This is a genomic window from Stenotrophobium rhamnosiphilum (assembly GCF_003052265.1).
In the GTDB taxonomy this organism is placed as follows: Bacteria; Pseudomonadota; Gammaproteobacteria; order Nevskiales; family Nevskiaceae; genus Stenotrophobium; species Stenotrophobium rhamnosiphilum.
Genome location: NZ_QANS01000001.1, coordinates 153,166 through 177,929, shown reverse-complemented (window position 1 = coordinate 177,929; position 24,764 = coordinate 153,166). Strand labels below are relative to the sequence as shown.

Genomic DNA, 24,764 nt, shown 5'->3' with positions numbered 1-24,764 from the left:
GTCCATAGTAAAGGCTGTGAACGGCCAGCGACAGAGACGCAATGGCCGCCTACAATTAGCAAAATACATACCACTTGCACCGAAAAAACTCATGATATTCCGCTTACTACTGATTGCCGCCGCCATCTGGATTGTCTGGCGTCTGTTCCGCGGCGTGCGCATCCACGTAGAGCGCGCACAACCGCCTCCGCCCCAGCGTTATGAGGCCATGGCGCGCTGCGAAAAATGCGGCACACACCTGCCCGCCGAGTCACTTTCGAAGACTGGACTTTGCGGCCGCTGCTCAGGATGAGCTTTTATGGTGCGTCCACAGATCTGCGCATTGACACGTCTGCACTAAGTTGTAGCGCGTAAGCATGTCTGTCGCGGCGAGCCAACGAGATAGCACTCACGCCGATTGGCGCTTGCTGCGCCTGCTGTCGCTTTATCGACTCGTCCTGATCAGCGCGCTACTGATTGCTTACGAAACCGGGTTTAGCGGCGTTATTTTCGAACAGACCCTGTCGAAACTGTTCCGTTACACCTGCGACGCCTACGCCATCGTCGCACTGGCCTTGCTGCTGCCGCTGTTTGCACGTCGCCCTAGCCTGACCACACAGGCGCAGATCCAATTTGCCATCGACGCGATTGCGCTTGGCCTTCTGGTTTACGCCAGCGGCGGCGTGCCGAATGGCATGGGCATCTTGCTGATCACGCCCGGTATCGCGACAGCGATCCTGCAAACCCCGCGCATTGCCTTGCTACAGGCCGCTGGCGCCACGCTGGTGATGTTCAGCGAGGAGTTGCTGCGCCAATCCAGCATTGGCTTTGTCGCCTCAGAATTCACCGTCACCGGCTTCCTAGGCCTGATGTTCTTCGCCACGATGATGTCCGCCAACACCGTTGCCGTGCGCGCGCGCCGCAGTGAAGCTTTGGCCGAACGTGTCGGTAGCGACTTGGCCAACATGTCGCGCCTCAACGACAGCATCATTGAGAACATGCACACCGGCGTATTGGTCGTGAATGCGCAACGTCGACTACGCAGCTCCAACACCGCTGCTGGGCGTCTACTCCACACCAATCTCACCAACGGCCATGCACTCGCAACTGGCGCACCAGAGCTCGATATCGCACTGCGTGACTGGATGGTCGGCGCAGCACCTACGCCGACAGTACTCAGCGCAGGCATGGTGGATGTCATCCCACGTTTCACGCGCCTTGGCTGGGGCGACGACGCACCGGTGCTGATCCTGTTGGAAGACGCTGGCGCATTACGTGAACAAGCGCAGCAGATGAAACTCGCAGCACTGGGCCGACTGTCCGCCAGTATCGCCCACGAAATTCGCAATCCACTTTCAGCGATCAGTCACGCTGGACAACTGCTCGCGGAATCCAGCGAGTTACAGGGTGAAAATCAACGCCTGCTCGGCATGATCCAACGCCATGGCGCGCGCATCGAAAAAATCATTCGCGACGTTCTCAGCATCTCGCGCCGCGAAACGCGCGAGATTGCCACGCTGCCACTCAGAAGCTGGCTGGTCCGCACCGCAAATCTGTATCAGGAAGGCCATCCGCTACAGCAGCGCCCGATTGAACTCGCAGATATTCCGACCAGCCTGATGGTGGAATTTGATCCCGATCATCTGCAGCAAGTGCTATTCAATCTCTGGGACAATTCTTTCGAACATGCGCGTGAATACAATGTTCTGGTGTTCGTTAACGCCGGACCTGCGCGCGGTGGCGCAGTTTGGCTAGAGGTTCGGGACAACGGCCCTGGCATTCCAGAAGAGCTGGTGGAACAGGTTTTTGAGCCCTTCTTCACCACCGCAGCCCATGGCACCGGACTCGGACTTTATCTATCGCGTAGTCTCTGCGAATACAATCAGGCCAAACTCGTACACGTTCCGCAGCCGGAAGGCACTTGTTTCCGTATTCTGTTCTCGCAAGATAAGCATTCATGACCAAAGCTTCAGCCCTAATTGTTGACGACGAAGCTGACATCCGCGAGCTGGTGGAAATCACTCTCACGCGCATGGGCTTAAAGACACAATCCGCCGCCACTCTGGCTGAGGCGCACGCGCTGCTGGCTGAGCGCAAGTTTGATTTCTGCATTACCGACATGCGCCTGCCAGATGGTAATGGCCTGTCGTTGATCCAACACATCCAACGCGAAATCCCCTGCATGCCGGTGGCAATGATTACGGCTTACGGCAATGCACAGGCTGCAGTGGAAAGCCTCAAAGCAGGCGCATTCGATTTCGTATCCAAACCCGTCGATCTCGCAACGCTGCGCAAATTGGTTGATAGCGCGCTCAAGCTGCGCAAAAACGACACGACAGATACTGCCGATCAAGAACTGCTGGGCACGCACGAGAGCATTCGCAATCTGCGCGCGATGATCGAACGCCTCGCGCGTTCACAAGCACCCGTGCATATCGCAGGCGAATCCGGCACCGGTAAAGAGCGCGTCGCGCAGTTGATTCACAAGCAAGGCCCGCGCGGACAATCACCGTTCATGCCAGTCAACTGCGGCGCGATTCCAACCGAGCTGATGGAAAGCGAATTCTTTGGCCACGTTAAAGGCAGCTTTACTGGCGCAGTCCGCGATAAGCAGGGACTTTTCCAGAGCGCAGAAGGCGGCACTTTGTTTTTGGACGAAGTAGCGGATCTACCTTTGCACATGCAGGTGAAATTGCTACGCGCAGTGCAGGAACGTTCGGTGCGCCCGGTCGGTGCGGAAACCGAAGTGCCAGTAAATGTACGCATCATTTCTGCCACGCATAAAAATCTGAATGACTTGGTCAATCAGGGCGCATTCCGCCAAGATCTTTACTATCGCTTGAACGTGATTGAAGTCCGCACGCCACCGCTACGAGATCGCGCAGACGACATTCCGCTGCTGTCTGAACACATCCTCACCCGCCTGGCTCGCGACAACGGTCTTAGCGCACCACCGAAACTGGAAGCGCAAGCACAGCGCCAGCTGCGCGAGTACAACTTCCCGGGCAATGTGCGTGAACTCGAAAATATTCTTGAGCGCGCCATCACCATGTGCGATGGCAAAGTGATCAGCGCCAGCGATCTTCAGTTGCGTCCTTCTGCGCCGGTGCAATTTTCTTCTGCGGTTGCGAATGAAAACGCCGCACTGGGCGATCACATCGAAGAAATTGAAAAGCGCGCCATTCGCGAAGCGCTTGAAAAAGCGCGCTACAACAAAACCCGCGCTGCAGAACTGCTCGGCATGTCGTTCCGCTCGCTGCGTTATCGCATCAAGAAACTCGGCATCGAATAAGCCACACGTTTAATCGCGATACGAGGGATCAATTCGATCCAATTTGCGCAGTAAACCTGGCCACGCGAGCTTTCCACCCAAGCCACGCGTCACCTTCTCAGCCGCAGCTTGAATGCCGTCGAGAATGGGCTTGGCCACTTGAATCAACTCGCCGCCGCCCGCCTGTGCTCGCACTTGAATCGTGCAGGCCGCTTCCATCACGTACATACCTAAAAACGCGTCGGCTGGCGTAGCGCCAACAGTGAGCAAGCCGTGGTTGCGTAGCATCAGATTCATCTTTGTGCCGAGATCACGCACCAAGCGTGGCTTTTCGTCTTCGTTGAGTGCAATGCCTTCGTAATCGTGATAACCGAGTGAAGCCAGAACGATTACCGACTGCTGCGAGATCGGCAGCAAGCCACCCTTCTGCGCAGACACCGCAACGCCGTTGAGCGAGTGCGTATGCATGACGCACATCGCATCTTCACGCGCAGCATGAATCGCACTGTGAATGGTGAAGCCTGCGGGATTAATCTCGTAAGGCGACTCCGCCACTTTGTTTCCGTTGAGATCAATTTTGACCAGCGAAGACGCGGTGATTTCTTCAAACAGCATGCCGTATGGATTGATCAGAAAATGATGATCAGGTCCAGGCACGCGCGCCGAGATGTGCGTAAACACCAGATCGTCCCACTTGAAATGCGCAACCAATCGATAAGCCGCAGCCAGATTGACGCGCGCCTCCCACTCTTGATTCGATACCGAACTACGTAGGGAATAAGTGTTGCTGTCGGTGATGCGTTCCATGAGGCCTCCATTGCGGCTACCGAATCAGGTAGCTGCGCCTATCATCAGGCTGAGTTAGATTTAACTCTCATCATTCCTCGGTGACCGCCATGCCGTCAAAGCCTACCGCGCCATTCACGCCCACACTGTTCAAATTCCTCAAGGATCTCAAGCGCAACAACAATCGCGAGTGGTTCACTGAGAACAAGACGCGCTATGAAGCGGAACTGAAAGAGCCGTGCCTGCGCTTTATCGCAGCGCTGGACGCGCCACTGAAAGAAACCGTCAGCGAGCAATTCGTCGCCAGTCCCAAAGCCGTTGGCGGCTCGCTGTTCCGCATTTATCGCGACACCCGTTTCTCTGGCGACAAGACGCCGTACAAAACTCACGTCGGCATGACGTTCTTCCACCAAGCAACCAAAGCGGTCGCGCGCGGCAGCGATGGCAGCAATGCCTCGCCGGGTCGCCTCGATGCGCCACTGTTTTATCTGCACCTGCAGCCCGGCGAATGTTTCATCGGCGGCGGCGTCTGGCATGGCCAGCCAGAGACGCTCAAACGCATTCGCAGCTATATGGTGAATAACCCTGCCAGTTGGAAGAAAGTCACGCGCAGCGCGGCATTCAGCAAGCTCTATTCGCTAGACGGCGACAGCCTGTCGCGCCCGCCAGCAGGCTATGACCCTGCGCATGAGCTGATCGCCGACCTGAAACGCAAGGATTACGTCTGCACAGCTACTTTGAGCGAAGAACAGGTTTGTTCGCCCGATTTCCCCAAAATCGTACTCAAACACTTCGCCACAGCCGCGCCGATGATTGATTGGCTTTGCGGATCACTGGATCTTGATTTTTGATCGGCGGAGCCCCGAGAACACATTCGGCCGAGCCAGCACAGAGCCCAAAATACTATCGCGCCTAAGCCCATTATTTTTATATTCTTTTGCTGTACTCCTTAGAATCAAAAATCATATGCGCCTGCCATTACTCCGCTCTCTCCTCATTGGCTCCCTGAGCCTAGGCCTACTCGCCGCTTGTAGCAGCAGTAGCCCGACTGACAACTCTAACGGCAGCTCAGGTGGTGGTCGCACCTTTCTGATCAAGCCAGGTGCCAATGCAACTACCGATATGGTGGCCGCCATGGTGCAGGCCGCACCAGGCGACGTCATTCAGTTTGATTGCGGTTACTTTGAACTGACCTCTTCGCTACAGCTGATCAACACTGAAGACATCAGGGTCAAAGGCTGCGGCAAAGACAAGACCGTGTTGTCGTTCAAGAACAACAACGCGCCTGAAGGCATTCTTGCCGTCAACGTTCACGGCTTCTGGGTAGAAGACCTGACGGTGCTCGACACCGGCGGCAATGGCGTTGAAATGCGTTCGGTCGATCACGGCACCGTGACCCGCGTACGTGCGATCTGGTCTTCTGGCGGTGGACGCATGAGTCCCGATCCGATCACTGCGTCCAACTACGCTGCGAATTCAGCAAAGCGTTTGAATGTTGCTTGCACCAGCCCCGCCGTTCGCGATCCTAATGTTCCGGAAAACGTACTACTCGGCGGCACCACTTCGCCCGACTACACCGTGAGCAACAAGACCGGTCGTTACGGCATCTATCCGGTTTCGTCGCGCAACATCCTGATTGATGAATCGGAGTCCATCGGTGCGTCCGATGCGGGCATTTACGTTGGACAAACGACGACTGCGATCATCCGCAAAAGCCGTGTGGCCTATAACGTTTTTGGTTTCGAAATTGAAAACGTACAAAGCGGCGAATATCTCGGCAACCTTGCTGAGTGCAACACCGGCGGCTTCCTGATCTACGATCTTGACGGCCTTGGTCAGTATGGTGACCGCACCACCATGCACGACAACATCTCGCGCAAGAACAATACCTACAACTTCACCTCCGGCGGCATCGTCGGCAAGGTGCCGCCGGGCAGCGGCATGATTACGCTGGCCTACGATCGCATCGACATTTACAACAACCAGTTCATCGACAACAACACTGGCGGCATCATTCACACCAGCTACGAGCTGTTCCCTTCTGGTGATCGTCCGAGCGAGCATCGCATAGACTGGTACACCGAAGGCGTACACATCTGGAAAAACAAGTTCGTCAACAATGGCAATGGTCTGCCTTTGCCAACCACCACGGCATTGATTGATCAGGACCTGACCAAGCTGCTGCCTATTCTGATCGGCGTGAAAAACCAGGCCGGCTGCTTGTTGAACTTGCCAACTTGCCTGCAAGCCGGCCTGACGGTGCCAGTCGGCCCACACGGCGCGCACATTCTGTGGGATGGACTGCTTGATACTTACAATAAGGATTGCCCGTATCCGAAAGACATCGACGGCAACCCAGTACCCAAGAATGATATTGGCAAACCGCTGATGAGCAATCAGACGCCTGATCCGTCCTGCCACTACAACGCTTACAAGTTCGATACCAGCAAGCCAGATGCACCACGCATCAAGCCACAATGGTTCTCTTGCATCGATAGCGACAATGAGTTCGCCAGCGGCGCTCTGCCCTTTGCCAACTTCCACGGCACCAAGGGCTTGGAGCTGGTCATCGAAAATAATCTTGATCCGGCTGCGTTGCCATTGATCGCATCTGATTTCGACATGTCTCCACACAATTGCGTGGCACGCTACGGCAAGAATCTGCCGAAGCTGCCTGAAGTGGTGATTCCACCATTCAAGCGTAGCGGTGCCTTTGACCCGGCACCTACTCAGGAAAAAATCGACAAGCTGTGCAAAGCCGGAGGCTCTGGCGTCAACTTTGCCGCCGCACCGGTTAACTGCCCAACGCTGGATCAATATCGTCTGTTCGATAATGCAGAAGATCCAACCAGCGCACCTAACAGCGGTGGCGTGCCATTTGCGCTCAACACCAAACTGTTCTCGGATTACGCCGTGAAGTATCGCGTCGCATTTATTCCGTCAGGCCAGAAAGCGATCTACAAAGACGCCAAGACCGATGGCGTCAACGCAACCTTGATCTTCCCGACGGGCACGATCATCGCCAAGACCTTCTCGTTTAGAAACGAAACGGCCAATACGGAAGTAGCGATTGAAACTCGCTTGCTGATCAAGCGTGTTACTTCCAAGGGCCAGGTACGTTGGGATGGTCTGCCGTACATCTGGACGACTGAGAACGGCAAGCGCGTTGCCAAACTTGCGATGGGCGGCGGCACTGCATCCGTGTCATGGAATCAGCACAACGTTGACTCTGGCCTCGCTGAAGTCGGTAGCACTAGCAACTATCTGATTCCGAATGCGGGCCAATGCCAGAGCTGCCACTCCAACGACAACAAGGAAGCTGGCGCCTCACCGATTGGACCGAAAGTGCGTTTCCTCAATCGTGCTTTCAAATCGGAGTCGACCCTCGTCACCGATCAAAGCCATCACGACATCTTCGGCAAGAACCAGATCAAGTACCTCTGCGACAAGGGGCTGGTCACAGGTTGCCCGTCTGATCTCGGCGTTGATCCGACCACACAGATCGCAAGCAAGCTGGAACACGCGCCTGCGTACAACAAGCCGGGCGATGCTGGATTCGCCGCAGGCTCTGACGCCGATATCGAAGCCCGCGCCCGTGCCTACCTCGAAGTGAACTGCGAGCATTGCCACAACTCGCACGGCTTTGCGGCAAGCACCGGCTATTACCTCGACTCACTGCGTGCGGTGGATTTGAGCTACGGCATTTGCAAACGTCCTACGGCAACTGGCACTGAAGGTCGCGGCGGTCGTACGTATGACATTCATCCAGGCAACGTTGCTGACTCAGTGCTCGCATTCCGCACGGGTCCAGAAGCAACGCTACCTGCAGCACGCATGCCCCCAATCGCACGCAGCGTCGTGCACATTGAAGGTCATGATCTGTTGGAACAGTGGATTGGTAGCGTAGTGAAAGCAGACGAGAGCAAGTACCCAGGCTCGACTAGCTGCGCTAATTAAAAATCAACCTGCGCCGCCTCGTAGCAATACAACGCTACGAGGCGGCGCATTTTTTTGTGCCGGCTAAGCTTCGTCGCCGCTATCAGCGCCTAGGCGTGTAGCAAGCGCATACAGTTCATTCTTGCGACGACCGGTAATTTCAGCTGCAAGTTTTGCAGCCTGTGATGCGCCAAGCTCCTGCATCAGCACACGCAAAATACGTGTGGCCTCTGCATCATCGGCATGTGCATCGCTAGCCTCAGCACCTTCCAACACCAAGACGAATTCACCTCGACTGCGGTTGCTGTCTTGCTTGAGCCATGCGGCAACTTCTGTCGCCGTTGCAGTAATGCTCTGCTCAAATAATTTAGTCAGCTCACGCGCAAGGCAAAGCTGACGCGTAGGAAACACTTCGGCAATCGCATCTACAGATTCACCGATGCGGTGACTGGATTCATAAAACATCAGCGTACGAGTTTCAGCCGCCAATGCTTTCAAGCGCACCGCGCGAGCCTGCGCCTTGGGCGGCAGGAATCCAATGAAGGTAAAGCTGTCAGTCGCGATACCCGAAATCGATAAAGCCGCAACAGCCGCGCAAGGGCCCGGGATCGTGATAACAGTGACGCCCGCAGCACGCGCGGCGCGCACCAGCGCAAAGCCGGGGTCGGAGATCAGCGGAGTTCCCGCATCCGAGACCAGCGCCAACGATTGCCCATTCTTGAGCGCCTGCACCAAGGTCGACGCGCTCTGATCTTCGTTGTGATCATGCAAGGCCACCATGGGCTTGCGGATATTGAACTGCGCCAGCATCGAGCCCGTGGTTCGGGTGTCCTCGGCACAAATGCGGTCCACACCGCCCAAAACTGCCTGCGCGCGCGGGGACAAATCACCCAAATTGCCGATGGGTGTAGCCACAACGTAAAGATGTCCTGCAACAACGGCGGGTGCGGTCATGGAGAAAGCCAGAAGGGGGTAGCGGGAACAGAGGCCATGTCATACTTTACCGCGTATGAACATTGATCTTCGCCCACGTCGCTTGCTCTTACTCGCTGGCACCCTGTTGCTGGCATTTTCTACGGCCATTCACGCGGAGCCGCCGCCGTACGCAGCGCATGTGGATAGCGCCCGTAAGGCTTCCTATGACGGGCATTACGCTGAAGCCTCACGCGCATTTGAGGAAGCGGCCAAAACCTCTTCCGCGCCCTTCACTGCTGAGTTCTTATTATCAGCCGCAGAAGCTGCGCTGAAATCGGGCGATTTTGCACGCGCTGAACTTCTCTGCACGCAAATCCCCAGCGGCTCTCTTGATACCACGCAAATGGCGCGACTGAACGCCGTTCGCGCAATTGCACAGAGCACCGCGCCGACCGATGCGACGCCAGCCACTGCGCCAATTGCTGCACCTACACCAGCCCCCGCCTTACCTTCCCTGCCCGCTGGCAATGGCCTCGCCCTGATTCTACCGCTGACTGGCGCTTTGGCGCCTACCGCAGAAGCCGTGCGTGATGGCTTTATGGCTGCGGCGCTGAAGAATTCGAATCACCTGCCTGTGCGCCTATACGATTCAGGCAACAGCAACGAAAGTGCATTGGCGGCCTATCAACAAGCGCTGCGTGAAGGCGCTAGTTTTGTAGTCGGCCCACTGCGCAAAGAATCGATTGCCGCAATTGCCGCGCTCGGCCAAATACAGGTGCCCGTGTTGGCGCTCAATTATCTGGATGAAGCCACGCGCGTACCGTCTAACTTTTTCCAATTTGGTCTTGCACCAGAAGACGAAGCGCGCGCGGCTGCAGAACATGCTGTTGCACAAGGCAAAAAATTTGCCGTCGCACTCGTTCCACAAACGGAATGGGGTGATCGTGTGTTCGCCGCTTTTGAGAAACGACTACGCGAACTCGGCGGCGGTGTGCGTAGATCAGCACGCTACAAAGTCGGCACCGTGGATTTCAGCAAAAGCATTCAAGGTCTGATGAAGCTGGAACCCGTACCAGTTCGCAACGACGGAGTTGCTCCACCACCTGTTACCAATAAAAAGGCTGTCGAACTGCGCCCTCGCGGCGACTTTGACTTCATATTCATGCCGGCACGCGCAAGCGACGCCCACATGATCTGGCCGCAGTTCCGCTTCTATCGCGGCACAGGTTTATCGATCTACGCCACATCAATGATCTATAGCGGAAGCGGCGATAGCGAACTCAGCAGCGTGAGTTTCTGCGACATGCCGATGATGCTGCAGGCGGATAGCACTTGGGCTGGCGTTCGTGCCGACGCAGCTGATTTGCCTGCGATCAAAACGCAGCCACGTTTGTTCGCACTCGGCTATGACGCCTACAACCTGGTCGGCTTGATGCAAAGCGGCAAGATTCAAACAGGCGCTGTGATTCCTGCGGCCAGCGGCGGCTTGGTGATGAGATCGAACGGCGCGATTAACCGCACGCTCAACTGCGCGCAGTTCCGCGACGGCGGCATCCGCGCTTCGGACGCATCTTCATCAGCACAATGAACGGTGCTGCTGCCGAAGATCTGGCGCTGCGACATCTGCAAGGCAAAGGTCTGAAGACCATTGCACGCAACTGGCGTTGCCGTGGCGGCGAACTTGATTTGGTTATGCGTGAAGGCGAAACGTTGGTAATTGCCGAAGTGCGCAAACGAAGCAGCGAAGCATTCGGCGGTGCAGCGGCTTCAGTCGATGCACGCAAACGCGAACGCATCATTCAGTCGACGCAACGATTCTTAGTCGAACATCCACAATTTCTTGATGCACCGGTGCGCTTTGATGTGCTGACGCTGGATCGTGCGGACAAGATCGAATGGATCAAAGCGGCGTTTGATAGCAATGACTGAGTCACTTTCGTCTACGGAGCTCAAAGCTTGTCGCGAAATTTTCGGCACCGATCGTTTTCTTACCGACCCCGCGGATTGTCTAGCCTATGGCTACGACAACAGCCGTCGCGTCGCAATGCCGCAAGCCGTGGCGTTTGCTGCGAACCACGACGAGATCGCGGCACTACTGCGCGTTTGCACTGAACACCGCATTCCGCTGACAGCGCGTGGTCGTGGCACCAATACCACTGGCGCATCTGTGCCTATCGCTGGCGGCATCGTACTGACGCTGGAGCGCATGAATCGCATCCTGCGCATCTCGCCCGGCGATCGCATGATTGAATGCGAAGCAGGCGCGCTCAATGGCGATATCCAAGCCGCAGCGGCTAAGCATGGTTTGTTCTGGGCGCCCGATCCAACCAGCGCGGGTTTTTCCAGCGTGGGCGGCAACCTCGCCTGCTCATCTGGCGGACCACGCGCAGTGAAGTACGGCACAGCGCGTGACAACGTACTCGGCCTGCGCGCGATCACCGGCACTGGCACCTCAATCAAGACTGGCTGCTACACCACCAAAGGCGTTGTCGGTTACGACCTCACGCGCTTGCTGATTGGCAGCGAAGGCACCTTGGCTGTCATCACAGAAGCAACGCTCAAGTTACTGCCTAAGCCTGAAGTCACACGCACGTTGCGTGCGGCGTATCGCGATGTGAAGTCTGCGGCGGAAGCTGTTGCACGTCTCATGGGTCAGCCGCAGATTCCAAGCGCTTTAGAGTTCATGGATGGCGATGCGGTGATGCTCGCGCAGCAGCATCAGGACAGCGGGGTTCCACAAGGAACAGGCGCCCTGCTACTGATTGAAGCAGACGGCGCACCCGATTCGATTGAATCCGCAGTGCGTGCAATCTCAGATGCCGCGCGTGGCGATGGTCTGATTGAGCTGCGCACAGCGGCATCATCTGCCGAAGCAGAAGCACTTTGGTCTAGCCGCAAAGCGCTATCGCCTGCCCTGCGAAAACTCGCGCCAAAAAAAGTGAATGAAGATGTCGCCGTACCGGTGACGCGACTGCCGGAACTCATCGATGGTCTTGGTGAGCTGTCGCGCCGTCACAGCATTCGCATCGTCAACTTTGGCCATGCGGGCAACGGCAATATTCACGTCAATCTCTTGGCCGATCCAAGTGACGCGATGCAAATGAAAGCGATTGAAGCTTGCCTGCACGATGTATTCAAACTCGTGCTGTCGCTAGAAGGCACCATCTCTGGCGAACACGGCGTCGGTATCGACAAGCGTGATTATGTCGGCTGGGAAATCGACGCTGACACTTTGGCGCTGATGCGCCAACTCAAGCAGGTCTTCGACCCGCAATCTATTTTGAATCCGGGCAAAACACTACCGCCCTGAATTAATCAGGGCGGCGTGCCCCTTCCTCAGGCTACTTTCTGGAACAAGTGGTAATAGGTATCCGCGAACCGAGGAATGCCGATCTGCAGATGCGGATCGTCAAACTTAGGCGCACGTAGTTCCTGCTTGTAGCCTGCCTCCTCCAGCAAATTCATGAAATCTTTTCTGCTGCGATCCGATTCAATGCTGAACAAATCATGTTCAGCGCCGAGTGGACCTTTATTCGGTGCAATCAGCAGCCAGCGAATATTCAGCTTGCTGACCATATTGAGCCACCAGCGAATAGCTTCGTAATTACATTCAGTAAAGCTGTGAATGTTTACGGCAACATCAAACTGCGGCATTGCTTCCAGCTTGTGTAATTCATCAAGCGCAACCGCACTGGCCCGCGACTCAGGCAAACCGCGATGCTTGAGGTAATACTCAGCGAGAAACGTCGACTCTGGCACTGCGTCTACGCAAACATAGGACTTCAGATTGGGCAGCGCTTCGCACATGCGGTGCGCAAGACGGCCATAGCCTGCGCCGATATCAAGCACGCGCAGATCAGGTCGATCAAACAAACCAATCTGACGATCAAGAAAATAAATCTCATTGATTGAATCCAGCAGATCGCGGCTCATGCCGTGGCGACCTTGGTACTGGAAAGTGTGGCAACCGAAAGCGCCGTCTTCGACCAGCGCCGGCAACAAGCGGCGATGATCAATCCGTTCGATATAGAGCGTGTTGGCGAAATAGCGCATTTCCGCATCACCACGCGACTGACGCACCTGCCAGAGGTAAGCGTTGTCACCACGGAAATTCAGCAGCTCGACATTGTCGTTAACAAAGCTGGTCGTCCAATGGCTGTGTGCGGCAACCGGATGGTTCAGCGCAGCGTAACGACGACGCAGGTCCTGCAAGCGTGGGTGATCGCCGCGCAGATATTCACGGGCACCCGCTGGAACCGCGCTTGGGGTAAACGATGAGCCGATCAGTGGTTCAATATCGAGCGTATCTACCTTGGTGATTTGGTAGCCACTCTTCTGGACCAGAGATTTGATGGTGTTTTTTACAGGCCGCGTGAGCTGCTGCAGCATTTTGGTCTCTCCTCATGCCGCTGAAGCGGCTTATGAAGAGAAAACGCGCCAAAACATGATCGGTTGACGCGATTTGAATCGCGTCAGCTATTTCACTAGCTTGAGATGCGACCTGCCACCTGCGGGCTTGGTCGGCGGCTTTGGAGGTTCGGTAGGCGACACAGCATCGTCTGGATTGGCGGTTTCTACTTCGCCAAAGACAATGCCTTCACCGTTCTCGCGCGCGAATACGGCAAGCACTGCGCCGCTCGGTACGGAGACTTCAAATGATCGGCCACTGAAGCGCGCTGAAAACCAGAACGGTTCGATTTCGAGATTGAGTCCCTGCACAGCCATCGGTGCGATATTGAGCGTGATGCGGCCTTCCTGCACAAACTCGAGCGGCACGACGACACCGGGGTAATCAGCGGCGACCAGCATATGCGGCGTGCAGCCGTTATCAGTCGCCCAGTCATAAACCGCGCGGATCAGATATGGGCGGCGCGAGCGTGAAGTGGGACGAGAATTCATTTGATAGTTTTTTGGAAAGCCGGGCGTGCAAACAAACGTTCGGCATAGCGAACAATGCCCGCAGCTTCTGGTGAAAGTTTAATACCGAGACCGGGCAGGCGATGAAACAGCACGGCCCAAGCAGTATCGACAAGGTTGTAATCCAAACCGAGAAACCAACCACGCATCGGAACCATGCGCGCACTGGTGGTGAGGTGTTCAGTCAGCGTTTTGCGCGCATTTTTGACATCGCCCTTGCCGGACAGCAGCAGTTCGACCAAGGGAAACAAATCATGCTCGATGCGCATCAACGCCATACGTACGCGCGCTTTGGCCGCAGGATCTGCTGGCATCAAACGCGGCGCCGGATAGCGTTCATCGAGGTATTCAACAATGACGCGCGCCGGGTGAATCACGGTATCGCGATCCGTCAGCGTTGGCAGCGTCAGCTGCGGGTTAAGCACCAGCAAATCTTCACTAGGCTTGCCCGGTGTCGTCCACTCAAGGCGCGCACCATCGACTTCTTTTTCTGCCAATACCAAGCGCGCCCAATGGCTCTGCAAAGTATCGCGCTCACAAAATAAGGTAACGCCCGCGCGCACTGCGGGTTTGTTTTCAGGGACAAACTTACTGCGTGCGCGTAGTGACATAGACCCGCTTCAGAAATAAAAACGCCGTTCAAGGTAACAACTTACCATGAACGGCGTTTGGGTAACGCAGGAAAGACTTAGTGAATGTCTTTCCAGAACTCTTTCTTGAGTGCGTAGAAGAGCCAGGTCAGCACCAACAAATACAGAATGACCTTAGGACCAAGCGCAACGCGCTGTGCGCGGCCTGGTTCTGCTGCATAGACCATAAAGTTGGTCAGGTCAGCGGTGAACTTCTTGTATTCCTCAGGCGACAGCTTGCCTGGCTGAGCCAGTTCAAGGCCGGTGCCGTGCGCTTCACCATGTGAAGCTTCAGCCTTGGCTTCCGACTTCACCTGCCAGCCCTGCAACTCCCACAACACGTGCGGCATTGAAGCGCCCGGCAGTACGAGGTTGTTCACGCCAACAGGACGTGACTCATCAACGTAGAAGCTGTTGAGGTAGCTATAAACCCAGTCAGCGCCACGAGCGCGAGTTTCAACGGTGAGGTCAGGTGGAGCCTGGCCAAACCACTGTTGCGCTTGCACAACTGGCATCGACGAAATGATGTGATCGCCGATCTTGTCGGTGGTGAACATCAGGTTCTTCTTGACCAGATCTTCGGGAATGCCGAGGTCCTGAGCAATGCGCGAGTAGCGCAGATGCTTCATCGAGTGACAGCCCGAGCAATAGGCCATGTAGTCACGAGCGCCGCGCTGCACGGAAGGCAGATTGGCGGTGTCTGGCGTAAAGGCAAACGGCAACGGATGGCCGCTATTAGCAAACGCCGAAGCCGACAGAGTCAGACCCGCGAGGGCAATAAATAGGCGCTTCATCCCGTCACCCGCTCTGGTTCTGGCTTAGTTTTGTCGATCGCCGAATACCACGGCATCAAGATAAAGAAGGCGAAGTAAATAAACGTGCCGATACGTGACAGCAGCGTGCCCATCGGTGATGGAGGCTGCAGGCCGAGGTAGCAGAGGACAACGAAGGCAACCGTGAACAGTGCCAGCGCAATCTTGAAGATCGGGCCCTTGTAACGAATCGACTTGACTGGTGAACGGTCGAGCCAAGGCAGTGCGAACAGAATCAACACCGCACCAAACATGCCGATAACACCCATCAGCTTGTCCGGAATCGCACGCAGAATCGCGTAGAACGTACCGAAGTACCAAGCCGGAGTGATGTGCTCAGGCGTGACCAGCGGATTAGCAGGAATAAAGTTCGGCTTCTCGATGAAGTAACCGCCGCCATCTGGAGCGAACAGCACAACGCCGAGGAAGATCATCAAGAACACGCCAATGCCGACCAGATCTTTCACCGTGTAATACGGGTGGAAGCCAATGCCGTCGAGTGGGATCTTGGTGACTGGATCTTTGTGCTTCTTGATCTCAACGCCGTCTGGGTTGTTAGAACCCACTTCATGCAGTGCAATCAAGTGAGCAACCACCAGACCGACCAGGATGAATGGCAGCATGATGACGTGGAAGGAGAACAGGCGGTTGAGCGTTGCATCCGAAGGGATGTAGTCGCCCTGAACCCAAACCACGATATCCGGACCGATCTTAGGAATAGCACCGAACAGCGAGATGATTACCTGAGCGCCCCAGTAAGACATCTGGCCCCAAGGCAGTACATAACCGCAGAACGCTTCGGCCATCAGCACGAAGAAGATCAGCATGCCGAAGACCCAGATCAGTTCGCGCGGTTTGCGATACGAACCATATAAGAGCCCGCGATACATATGCAGGAACACGACGATGAAGAACGCCGAAGCACCCGTCGAGTGCAGGTAACGAATCACGTTACCCCATGGCACGTCGCGCATGATGTATTCAACGCTATCCCAAGCCTGAGCAGCGTCAGGCTTGTAGTGCATCGTCAGGAAAATACCGGTGAGCAATTGGTTGACGAGCACAAGAAGTGCCAACGAACCAAAGTAGTACCAGAAGTTAAAGTTCTTCGGTGCGTAGTACTCGGTGAGATGATCTTTCCACAGCTTGGTCAGCGGGAAACGGTCATCGATCCAGCCGAGCACGCCCGTCGTCTTATGCGGATTGGGGACGATAGCCATTACGCCGCTCCCTGGTGATCTTCACCAATGGTGAGGGTGGTGTCATTGATGTACTTGTACGGCGGCACGACCAAGTTGGTCGGAGCAGGTACACCGCTATAGACGCGGCCCGACAAGTCGAACTTGGAACCGTGGCAAGGGCAATAAAAACCGCCCTGCCAGTTGCTATCGACGTCCGGTGCCGGATGATCCGGGCGGAAGGTCGGCGAGCAACCGAGGTGAGTGCAAGAACCCACCATGACCAGCCATTCAGGCTTCAGTGCACGGACTTCGTTCTTGGCATAAGCCGGTTGTTCCGACTCATTGGAGTTAGGGTCACGCAGATTGGCGTCAACCTTAGGCAGGCTGGCCAGCATCTCTGGTGTACGGCGGATAATCCAAACCGGCTTACCGCGCCAAGCCACAGTCAGTCTCTGACCGATTTCGACTTTGCTGATATCGACGGTAATTGGCGCACCTAGCGCCTTTGCCCGCTCGCTAGGACGCAGCGAAGCCAAAAATGGCCAAGCTGCTGCCGCTGTACCCACGCCGCCCACGGCTACCGTGGTCAGCGTCAGGAACCGGCGACGCCCGGCATCCACGCCTTCATTACTCATTGAACGATGCCCCTTGAAAGGAGATTAATGAAATTCGAGGCGGCGCCATCCGGTGCTTCGGTGGATGGACATGACTCCCCGTCATGATCCGCCTGCCTATCCCCGTAAGTATAACTATTGGCTTCGCTATCCGTAAGGCTTTTATTTGATAAGTCCGCTCATCGAGCGGTCAAATTTTGCTCAAACTCGGCGGCGAAACAGGGCGAGCAAGACCAGCAAGGCGCCCGCAAACCACAAGGGGCCATCACCCCAACGCACATAGGGGGTACGTCCGCTGCGAGGCTGCGCATTTACGCGCAAGGTTTCTTGTGTAAAGAACCCGGCCCGCGCTTGCAGGCTGCCGTCGGGTCCGATCAAAGCCGAGACACCGGTATTTGAGGCACGCAAAGTCACGCGACCCGTTTCCAGCGAGCGCATGCGCGCCATCGCCAAATGATGATCCGCAGCGATCGAGCGCCCGAACCACGCGTCGTTGGTGACACTGACAATCAGCGCGGCATTATCCGTGCTGCGGCGAAATTCATTGGCAAAGACATCTTCAAAACAGATCACAACACCGAGACGCTGCCCTTTCACAACAAACGGCGGGCGATCCGCAGCCGATGAGCTAAGGTCTGAATACGGCGTACCGAGTACATCCAACATCGGACGCAGCCAAGTCGGCACGGGAAAATATTCTCCGAACGGCACCAAATGATGTTTGTCGTAACGTCCTTGCACCGCGCCCAACCCGATCACGCTGTTGAAGTAGTGCATCGAGCCAGGCGGCTCTTCAATCAGCATGCCGGCGAGCAGCGTCGTACCGTTCTGCGCGAGTTGCTCGCTCAGCGGATCGAGGTACTCATCTTTGAGCAGATTGTAGGTTTGCGTTAACGGCGCTTCTGGCCAAACGATGAGATCCGCATCGCGCGCTTCGAGCGTCATTCCGCGATATCGCAACAGTGTCGGTAGATCCATCTCCGGCAGCCATTTCAAATCTTGCGAAACATTGCCTTGAATAATGGCGGCCTTCAGCGGCGCGCCAGAGGCCTGCGTCCATTGCTCAGGCCCCGGCAACAAAAATGTTGTCGCACTAGATAACAACACAACCGCTGCGACTACACGCTGCGAACGCGAGCCCACCAATAATTTGAACAGCGCGTAGGCCAACACAAGCAGCACTGCAGAAATACCATGCACGCCGATGATGGGTGCCAAGCGCTGCAACGGCGTATCGAGCGAAATATCGCCCAAGCTCAACCAAGAGAAGCCATCAAAAACGAGCGTGCCGCGCGCGAGCTCAGCCAACAAGAAAAGTGCGGGTAATGCGAGCCAGCCCACAGCGCGCTGCCAAAGTCGCAACCATGTTGCGAGGCCCATCGCCAACGCAAACCAAGGCGCCATATAAGCCGCAGACAAAGTCAGCAACAGCAACACGCCCAACCACGCGGGCGCGCCGCCGTAGATATGCGTGCTGATGTAAATCCAGTAAATGCCACTGAGGAAATGGCCGATGGCGAACAGCCAGCCCAACAGAGCGCTGCGTCGAATCGTTGTTCCTTGCAGCAGCGCGAACAGCGCGGCCAACGCAAGCAAGCTGATGGGCCACAAACCAAACGGCGCAAAGCCCAGCGTCGTGAGCACGCCAAGCAACAGGGCCGTGGTTTTATCGAAGCGACGTGCGCAGGATTTCAGCGACTGCAAAAATGCCATGGGTTTGCTATCCGCCAAATGAGGCCAGCCGTGTTCAGCTCGGCGAGATGGTTACCTGCAACATGTGCACACGACGACTATCGGCGCGCTGCACATTGAAGTTGTAACGCTCAATACGCACGCTCTCGCCGCGCTTAGGCATGTGACCGAAGCGGTTCATCACCAAGCCGCCAACGGTGTCGAATTCTTCGTCTGAAAATTCAGTGCTGAAGTAAGTGTTGAACTCTTCAATCGGCGTCAGGCCGTTAACCAAATAACGACGCTCGTCCTGCTTAAGGATATGCGCGCCTTCGACTTCATCGTACTCATCGTCGATGTCGCCAACGATCTGTTCCAACACATCTTCAATCGTGACCAAGCCAGCGATGCCGCTGTACTCGTCCACAACAAACGCCATGTGATTGCGGCCTTTGCGGAAATCTTTCAGCAGCACATTCACGCGCTTGCTCTCAGGCACATAAACCGCGGGACGCAGCATGCTGCCCAGATCAAACGTTTCAGGATTTGCGCCGGGCACACCTGAAGCGTACTTAAGCAAATCTTTGGCGAGCAAAATGCCCACAACTTCGTCTTTGGAATCACCAATCACGGGAAAGCGTGAGTGGCCTGACTCAACTACCACCGGCAACAACTGATCCAGCGTCCAGTCGCGTTCAACAACGACCATCTGTGCGCGCGGCACCATGATGTCGCGAACTTGTGTATCTGCGGTTTCCAGTACGCCCTGAAACATATTCAGCGCGTCGGCATCCATCAGGTTGGCGTCGCGCGCCTCGTCCAGTACCTCCAGCAAATCTTCGCGCGTGCGCGGTGCGCCCGCGAAACGATGCGTGATGCGATGCCACCAACGACTCAAGGCCGTGTCGTTGTGGTGCGAGTTGGTACTACTGGGGTCGTCGTTCATGTTTCCTGATAAGGATTGTTAAATCCTAATTTCCCTAAAATGCGGATTTCCAATTTTTCCATGGTTTCCGCGTCGTTTTGATTCTCGTGATCATGGCCCTGCAAATGCAGGCAACCATGAACCACCATATGCGCCCAATGGGCACGCACGGTTTTATTTTGTTCGCTGGCTTCGCGCGCAACCACTGGCGCGCAGATCACCAAATCTCCCAACACGCCGCTTTCGTCGTAACCAAACGACAGCACGTTAGTCGGCTTCTGTTTGTGACGATAGCGACTGTTCAGCGTTTCACTTTCTTCTTCATCAACAATGCGAATCGTCAGCGCGCCTTTCTTACGCAGGGCTGACTGCGCCCACAATCGCAAGCTCGTTGCCGCAGGAATACCGGCAGCAGGAACGCAGCGTTGAATGACGATCTCACTCATTGCCCAGCTTGCGCCTCGTGTATTTCGTAAGCTTCAACAATTGCCTGCACCAGCGGATGACGCACCACGTCTTCTTTCTTGAAGTGACTGAAGGCAATGCCCGGCACACCTTCCAGCACTTTCATCGTGTGCTTGAGTCCGCTCTTTTCATGGCGCGGCAAGTCGATCTGAGTGACGTCACCCGTCACCACTGCAACGCTGCCAAAACCAATACGCGTCAGGAACATCTTCATCTGCTCAACGGTCGTGTTCTGAGCTTCGTCGAGAATGATGAAGGATTCATTAAGCGTGCGGCCGCGCATGAACGCGAGTGGCGCAACTTCAATCACGCTCTTCTCAACGAGACGTGCGACTTTTTCGAAGCCGAGCATTTCGTACAGCGCGTCATATAAAGGACGCAGATAAGGATTGATCTTGTCTGCCATATCGCCCGGCAAAAAGCCCAGCTTCTCGCCCGCTTCCACCGCAGGGCGCACCAGCACAATGCGGCGCACGCGATCACGCTCCAGCGCGTTCACCGCACTGGCAACGGCCAAATAAGTTTTACCAGTACCGGCGGGGCCGATACCAAAGTTGAGATCGTGCGTCGCGATGCTTTTCAGATATTGCTTCTGATGCAGACTGCGCCCGCGCACCACGCCGCGCTTGGTGCGAATAACGATTTCACCGTGCGGCGCTTCTTCTTCAACCGCCATCGCGTCATCAATCTGATCGCCGAACTCAATCAGTGCCAGATGTACCGATTCGCTGGTGATCGTATCTTCAGCAGCCTGATTGAACAGTGCCGTCAGTACCGATTCACCACGCGTGACATCACGACGCGCGCCAACCAATTGATAGCGGTTGCCGCGATTGCGCACCTCAATGCCCAGACGTAATTCAACCTGACGCAGGTTGGCATCAAACGGACCATTGAGATTGGCTAAGCGCGGCGCGTCATCTGGCTCTAACACCAAATCAATACGCGCCTGCGTAGTTCGAGTTGGCGAACTCATGAGAGCAAACGTCCGCGCAATGAGTTCGGCTGCGTCTCGGTGATGTGTACATTCACCAGTTGACCGATCAGCGACTCAGGGCCTTCGAAGTTCACCATGCGATTGGTCGAAGTGCGGCCCGCAATGCGGCCCTGCCCACGTACCGATGGTTTCTCGACGAGAATTTGCTGCGTGGTGCCGACCAGATTCTGCTTGAACTCATCATCAATCTGACGAATGCGTGCTTGCAGAATATGGAGGCGGCGATTTTTTTCTTCCAGCGTGACGTTGTCACGCAGATTCGCTGCAGGCGTGCCAGGGCGCGGGCTGTAGACAAAGCTATAGGCGCTATCGAAACGCGCTTGAGCGATCAGATCCATCGTCTCCATAAAGTCATCTTCCGTCTCTGACGGAAAACCAACGATGAAGTCCGACGACAGCGCAATATCCGGACGCGCCGCGCGCACGCGACGAATCTTGTCCAAATACTGCGCCTTGGTGTAATTGCGTTTCATCATGCCGAGAATGCGGTCCGAGCCGGACTGCACAGGTAGATGCAAGTAATTGGCCAACTTCGGTTCATCCGCAAACGCATCAATCAGCGCGTCGCTAAATTCGTTCGGGTGCGAAGTGGTGTAACGAATGCGTTCGACGCCCGGAATACGCGCCAGATAATTAATCAGCAGTGCCAGATCGCAAAGATCGGCAGTGCCTGTCATCGGTCCGCGATAAGCGTTGACGTTCTGGCCGAGCAGCGTGATTTCACGCACGCCTTGCGCCGCAAGCTGTGCACATTCCACCAGCACATCATCCAGCGGACGGCTCACTTCATGCCCGCGCGTATAAGGCACGACGCAGAAAGTGCAGTACTTGGAGCAGCCTTCCATGATGCTGACGAACGCCGTCACGCCTTCAGCGCGTGGCTCCGGCATGCGATCAAATTTTTCGATTTCGGGGAAGCTGATGTCCACCGCTGGCTTATGGCTGGCGCGGGTTTCTTCCAACAGCGCAGGCAAGCGATGCAGCGTTTGCGGGCCGAACACCAAGTCCACATGCGGTGCTCGTGCGGTGATGGTCTCGCCTTCCTGACTCGCAACGCAGCCACCGACACCGATGATGCGACCCGGACGCTCGGTTTTCCAATCGCGCCAACGGCCAAGTTCAGAGAACACTTTCTCCTGCGCCTTTTCGCGCACCGAGCAGGTGTTCAGCAGGAGGATGTCCGCTTCTTCAGGGACTTGCGTTCGTTCATACCCGTGCGATTGCTTGAGCACATCGGCCATCTTGGACGAGTCGTACTCGTTCATTTGGCAGCCGTAGGTAATGAGGAACAGCTTTTTGGGCGGCAGGGTAGACATTAAAGCGCAGGACAAAACGGCCCACGATTATAGCTGATGGGTCATCCCAACTTTTTCAGCCAGTCTGAAATGCCCAATTCGATATCCTGATAAGCCGTTTGAAAAGCCGATGGCGGGCCCTGATAAGGATCTTCAACATCCTTATTTTCTCGCCATTTCAATATCTTATGAACGCGACCACGGAACTGCGGGTGGCGCGAATTGATCCAATTGCTATGCGACTGATCCAGCGTCAGCACTAGGTCATTGGCGGTCAGCAGCTCAACTGTCAGCTGCCGCGCGCGGTGCGCGCTCATGTCCAAACCATTGGCTGTGGCCACCAAACAGGCCGGTGGATCGGCCGGCCAGTTGACCATCGCACCGACACCGGCGGAGCTGATATTGAATCCACGACCGGCCAATTTCTCGCGCAGCATGTACTCCGCGATCGGGCTGCGACAGATGTTGCCGGTACAAACGACGATGATGTTTTTAAACACTTATGGAACCAGAATGAGTTTGCCAGTCGCTTTACGCTCCAGCATGTCTCGCAATGCTTTAGGAGCATCCGCGAGTGGATATTGTTGAGACACATGCGGTGTCATTTTGCCCTCCAAGAACCAGGCAAAGAGTTGCTGGAAATTTTCAGCACTGACTTTGGGTTCGCGCGCAATAAACGCGCCCCAGAACACGCCGACGGCTGAAGCGCCTTTGAGCAACAGACGATTCACCGCGACTTCTGGAATCGTGCCCGAGGCAAAACCAATCACCAGATAACGACCGTTCCAAGCGATGCTGGAGAAACACTCCTGCGCCAGATCACCACCTACCGGATCATAAATAACATCAGCGCCCTGCCCCTTGGTCAGCTTCTTGACCGCTTCTTTGAGGCTTTCTTTGGAGTAGTCGATGACTTCATCCGCACCATGCTCACGGCACAGCGCTAATTTTTCTGGCGAGCTGGCCGCAGCAATCACGCGCGCGCCCATTAATTTGCCGATCTGCACCGCAGAAAGTCCGACGCCGCCCGCTGCGCCCAACACCAGCAAAGTTTCGCCAGCCTTGAGCTGACCGCGCTGCTTTAGCGCATGCATCGAGGTGCCGTAAACCAACGGGAAACCTGCAGCCTGCGCGTGCGTCATGCCTTTGGGCAGACGAATCACCACATCGCCCGCAGCAACCACTTCTTCGGCATAGCCACCCACCGGCACAATCGCTGCAACTTCATCGCCCACTTTGACGTGCTGAACCTTGGCGCCAACTTCAGTCACCGTACCGGCCACTTCCGCGCCCGGAATAAATGGTGGCTCAGCCTTCATCTGGTACTTGCCTTGGATGATCAGCGTGTCGGGGAAATTAATGCCCGCAGCCTTCACTGCCACGCGCACTTCGCTGGGGCTTATAGGACGGCTTGGAACCTCTTCCAGAACCAAGGCTTCTGGAGGACCAAAGACTTTGCAAACAATCGCTTTCATTTAGATCTCGTTCTTTGTCACAGCGATGGAAGGAAATGTGGGCCCGAATCTTAAGTGATTCCTGCCAGTTCTATTTTTAGATTCTTTTAGTCGACCCAAACATTGCGGCTTAATCGCAATGCACAATAATGACCTCCAAACGAGTATAGTTCTCGTTAACTATCCAGCCCGCCTCCGGCCGGTGCTCAAAAAATGAGCACTAAAACCTCTGCGCCAGCCAATTCTTCTTCATATTTCTACCGTCCATTAGATGAGCGCCAACGACATAGAACCTAGCTGGAGTACCGCGGACAAGGTCGTCATGGGCTTCATCGTTGGGCTTCATGCTGCAGCGATCGGGTACTTCGCGTATGCGCCTGCGCCGGAGCCAGAACCTATTCCGGTCGTCATGCAGGTCTCGATGATCAGGCCAATCGACGAGCCTCCTCCACCAGAGCCCGAGCCGCCTAAGCCGCCGCCACCGATTCCGCCGCCACCGGTTAAAAAACCGCCGCCGCCGATTCCTGTTGAGCAGCCCAAGGTTGTTACGGAAGTACCAGTGCAGGCGCCAATCCCGCCACCTCCACCTGCTCCTCCGGCACCGCCACCACCGCCTGCTCCGCCGCCAAAGCCGAGCAACGCCACTTATCTGATTGCCAAGGTGATGGTGAAGCCGGTTTATCCGCGCAAAGCAATGCGTGATGGCATCGAAGGTAAAGTGACTATTCTCATCACGGTTGATGAGAAGGGCATCCCGATTGAAGCCAAGGTCACCAAGTCCAGCGGCAATTTTGATCTCGACAACGCAGCACGTAATGCTGCGATGAAGTACATATTCGTACCGCAGATATTCAACGGCGTCCCGGTGAGAAGCCAGGGTCTCCAAGATTTTGTATTTAACCTTAACGAAGGATAAG

Annotated in this window: 23 protein-coding genes; 8 read left to right on the top strand and 15 right to left on the bottom strand. The window is 55.7% G+C overall.

From position 1 onward, the window contains the following. The first annotated feature begins 356 nt into the window (after window positions 1-356). Window positions 357-1,940, top strand: a complete 1,584-nt coding sequence (locus CJD38_RS00870) for a sensor histidine kinase (protein ID WP_107938417.1) — start codon at window positions 357-359, stop codon at window positions 1,938-1,940. Continuing rightward, window positions 1,937-3,271 carry a sigma-54-dependent transcriptional regulator gene (locus CJD38_RS00865; protein ID WP_107938416.1) on the top strand — a complete coding sequence of 445 codons (1,335 nt, stop codon included), beginning with the start codon at window positions 1,937-1,939 and terminating at the stop codon, window positions 3,269-3,271. Before CJD38_RS00870 ends, CJD38_RS00865 begins: the two co-directional genes overlap by 4 nt. 9 nt (window positions 3,272-3,280) lie before the next feature. On the opposite strand, the gene CJD38_RS00860 is transcribed toward CJD38_RS00865, so the two are convergent. Beyond that, on the bottom strand, window positions 3,281-4,057 hold the full coding sequence (locus CJD38_RS00860; RefSeq protein WP_107938415.1) for a class II aldolase/adducin family protein: 777 nt from the start codon (window positions 4,055-4,057) through the stop codon (window positions 3,281-3,283). A gap of 89 nt (window positions 4,058-4,146) precedes the next feature. Between CJD38_RS00860 and CJD38_RS00855 the strand changes: the two genes are divergently transcribed. Further along, window positions 4,147-4,887, top strand: a complete 741-nt coding sequence (locus CJD38_RS00855) for a DUF2461 domain-containing protein (RefSeq protein WP_107938977.1) — start codon at window positions 4,147-4,149, stop codon at window positions 4,885-4,887. Window positions 4,888-5,002: 115 nt separating this feature from the next. Continuing rightward, window positions 5,003-7,993, top strand: a complete 2,991-nt coding sequence (locus CJD38_RS00850) for a parallel beta-helix domain-containing protein (RefSeq protein ID WP_107938414.1) — start codon at window positions 5,003-5,005, stop codon at window positions 7,991-7,993. 63 nt (window positions 7,994-8,056) lie between these two features. Here the strand turns inward: CJD38_RS00850 and rsmI are convergent, their stop codons facing one another. Next, on the bottom strand, window positions 8,057-8,926 hold the full coding sequence (gene rsmI / locus CJD38_RS00845; RefSeq protein ID WP_107938413.1) for a 16S rRNA (cytidine(1402)-2'-O)-methyltransferase: 870 nt from the start codon (window positions 8,924-8,926) through the stop codon (window positions 8,057-8,059). 55 nt (window positions 8,927-8,981) lie between these two features. Here rsmI and CJD38_RS00840 point away from each other — a divergent pair, with 55 nt between their 5' ends. From CJD38_RS00840 to CJD38_RS00830, 3 genes are read left to right on the top strand one after another with little or no spacing between them, the layout of a single operon-like run. After that, complete coding sequence (locus tag CJD38_RS00840; protein WP_107938412.1) at window positions 8,982-10,475, top strand: penicillin-binding protein activator; 1,494 nt, start codon at window positions 8,982-8,984, stop codon at window positions 10,473-10,475. Then, window positions 10,472-10,816: a YraN family protein gene (locus CJD38_RS00835; RefSeq protein ID WP_107938411.1), complete on the top strand. Its 345-nt coding sequence runs from the start codon at window positions 10,472-10,474 to the stop codon at window positions 10,814-10,816. Before CJD38_RS00840 ends, CJD38_RS00835 begins: the two co-directional genes overlap by 4 nt. Beyond that, window positions 10,809-12,197, top strand: a complete 1,389-nt coding sequence (locus CJD38_RS00830) for an FAD-binding oxidoreductase (protein ID WP_107938410.1) — start codon at window positions 10,809-10,811, stop codon at window positions 12,195-12,197. Before CJD38_RS00835 ends, CJD38_RS00830 begins: the two co-directional genes overlap by 8 nt. Window positions 12,198-12,223: 26 nt before the next feature. Here the strand turns inward: CJD38_RS00830 and CJD38_RS00825 are convergent, their stop codons facing one another. The 13 genes from CJD38_RS00825 to CJD38_RS00765 form a co-directional block, all read right to left on the bottom strand. Continuing rightward, window positions 12,224-13,276: a putative sugar O-methyltransferase gene (locus tag CJD38_RS00825; protein ID WP_107938409.1), complete on the bottom strand. Its 1,053-nt coding sequence runs from the start codon at window positions 13,274-13,276 to the stop codon at window positions 12,224-12,226. 87 nt (window positions 13,277-13,363) lie between these two features. After that, on the bottom strand, window positions 13,364-13,786 hold the full coding sequence (locus CJD38_RS00820; protein WP_107938408.1) for a ClpXP protease specificity-enhancing factor: 423 nt from the start codon (window positions 13,784-13,786) through the stop codon (window positions 13,364-13,366). Beyond that, a complete protein-coding gene (locus CJD38_RS00815) occupies window positions 13,783-14,415 on the bottom strand; it encodes a glutathione S-transferase N-terminal domain-containing protein (RefSeq protein WP_107938407.1) in 633 nt (210 codons plus the stop codon). Before CJD38_RS00815 ends, CJD38_RS00820 begins: the two co-directional genes overlap by 4 nt. A 77-nt stretch (window positions 14,416-14,492) precedes the next feature. Further along, a complete protein-coding gene (locus tag CJD38_RS00810; protein WP_107938406.1) occupies window positions 14,493-15,227 on the bottom strand; it encodes a cytochrome c1 in 735 nt (244 codons plus the stop codon). Further along, entirely contained in the window at window positions 15,224-16,465 is a 1,242-nt protein-coding gene (locus tag CJD38_RS00805; protein ID WP_107938405.1) for a cytochrome b, read from the bottom strand. The genes CJD38_RS00810 and CJD38_RS00805 overlap by 4 nt, the downstream gene beginning before the upstream one ends. Next, entirely contained in the window at window positions 16,465-17,061 is a 597-nt protein-coding gene (gene petA / locus CJD38_RS00800; RefSeq protein WP_107938404.1) for a ubiquinol-cytochrome c reductase iron-sulfur subunit, read from the bottom strand. The genes CJD38_RS00805 and petA overlap by 1 nt, the downstream gene beginning before the upstream one ends. 180 nt (window positions 17,062-17,241) lie before the next feature. Beyond that, window positions 17,242-18,753, bottom strand: coding sequence for an apolipoprotein N-acyltransferase (gene lnt, locus CJD38_RS00795; protein WP_107938403.1), 1,512 nt, complete (start codon window positions 18,751-18,753; stop codon window positions 17,242-17,244). A gap of 34 nt (window positions 18,754-18,787) precedes the next feature. After that, on the bottom strand, window positions 18,788-19,657 hold the full coding sequence (locus tag CJD38_RS00790; protein ID WP_107938402.1) for a CorC family transporter: 870 nt from the start codon (window positions 19,655-19,657) through the stop codon (window positions 18,788-18,790). Continuing rightward, on the bottom strand, window positions 19,654-20,082 hold the full coding sequence (gene ybeY / locus CJD38_RS00785) for an rRNA maturation RNase YbeY (RefSeq protein WP_107938401.1): 429 nt from the start codon (window positions 20,080-20,082) through the stop codon (window positions 19,654-19,656). Before ybeY ends, CJD38_RS00790 begins: the two co-directional genes overlap by 4 nt. After that, window positions 20,079-21,077, bottom strand: a complete 999-nt coding sequence (locus CJD38_RS00780; protein ID WP_107938400.1) for a PhoH family protein — start codon at window positions 21,075-21,077, stop codon at window positions 20,079-20,081. The genes ybeY and CJD38_RS00780 overlap by 4 nt, the downstream gene beginning before the upstream one ends. Further along, window positions 21,074-22,414, bottom strand: coding sequence for a tRNA (N6-isopentenyl adenosine(37)-C2)-methylthiotransferase MiaB (gene miaB, locus CJD38_RS00775; RefSeq protein ID WP_107938399.1), 1,341 nt, complete (start codon window positions 22,412-22,414; stop codon window positions 21,074-21,076). The genes CJD38_RS00780 and miaB overlap by 4 nt, the downstream gene beginning before the upstream one ends. 41 nt (window positions 22,415-22,455) lie before the next feature. After that, window positions 22,456-22,893 carry a low molecular weight protein-tyrosine-phosphatase gene (locus CJD38_RS00770; RefSeq protein WP_107938398.1) on the bottom strand — a complete coding sequence of 146 codons (438 nt, stop codon included), beginning with the start codon at window positions 22,891-22,893 and terminating at the stop codon, window positions 22,456-22,458. Further along, on the bottom strand, window positions 22,894-23,868 hold the full coding sequence (locus CJD38_RS00765) for an NADPH:quinone oxidoreductase family protein (protein ID WP_107938397.1): 975 nt from the start codon (window positions 23,866-23,868) through the stop codon (window positions 22,894-22,896). It lies immediately after the preceding gene. 250 nt (window positions 23,869-24,118) lie between these two features. Here CJD38_RS00765 and CJD38_RS18405 point away from each other — a divergent pair, with 250 nt between their 5' ends. Next, a complete protein-coding gene (locus tag CJD38_RS18405; RefSeq protein ID WP_161554116.1) occupies window positions 24,119-24,763 on the top strand; it encodes an energy transducer TonB in 645 nt (214 codons plus the stop codon). Window position 24,764 lies beyond the last annotated feature (1 nt).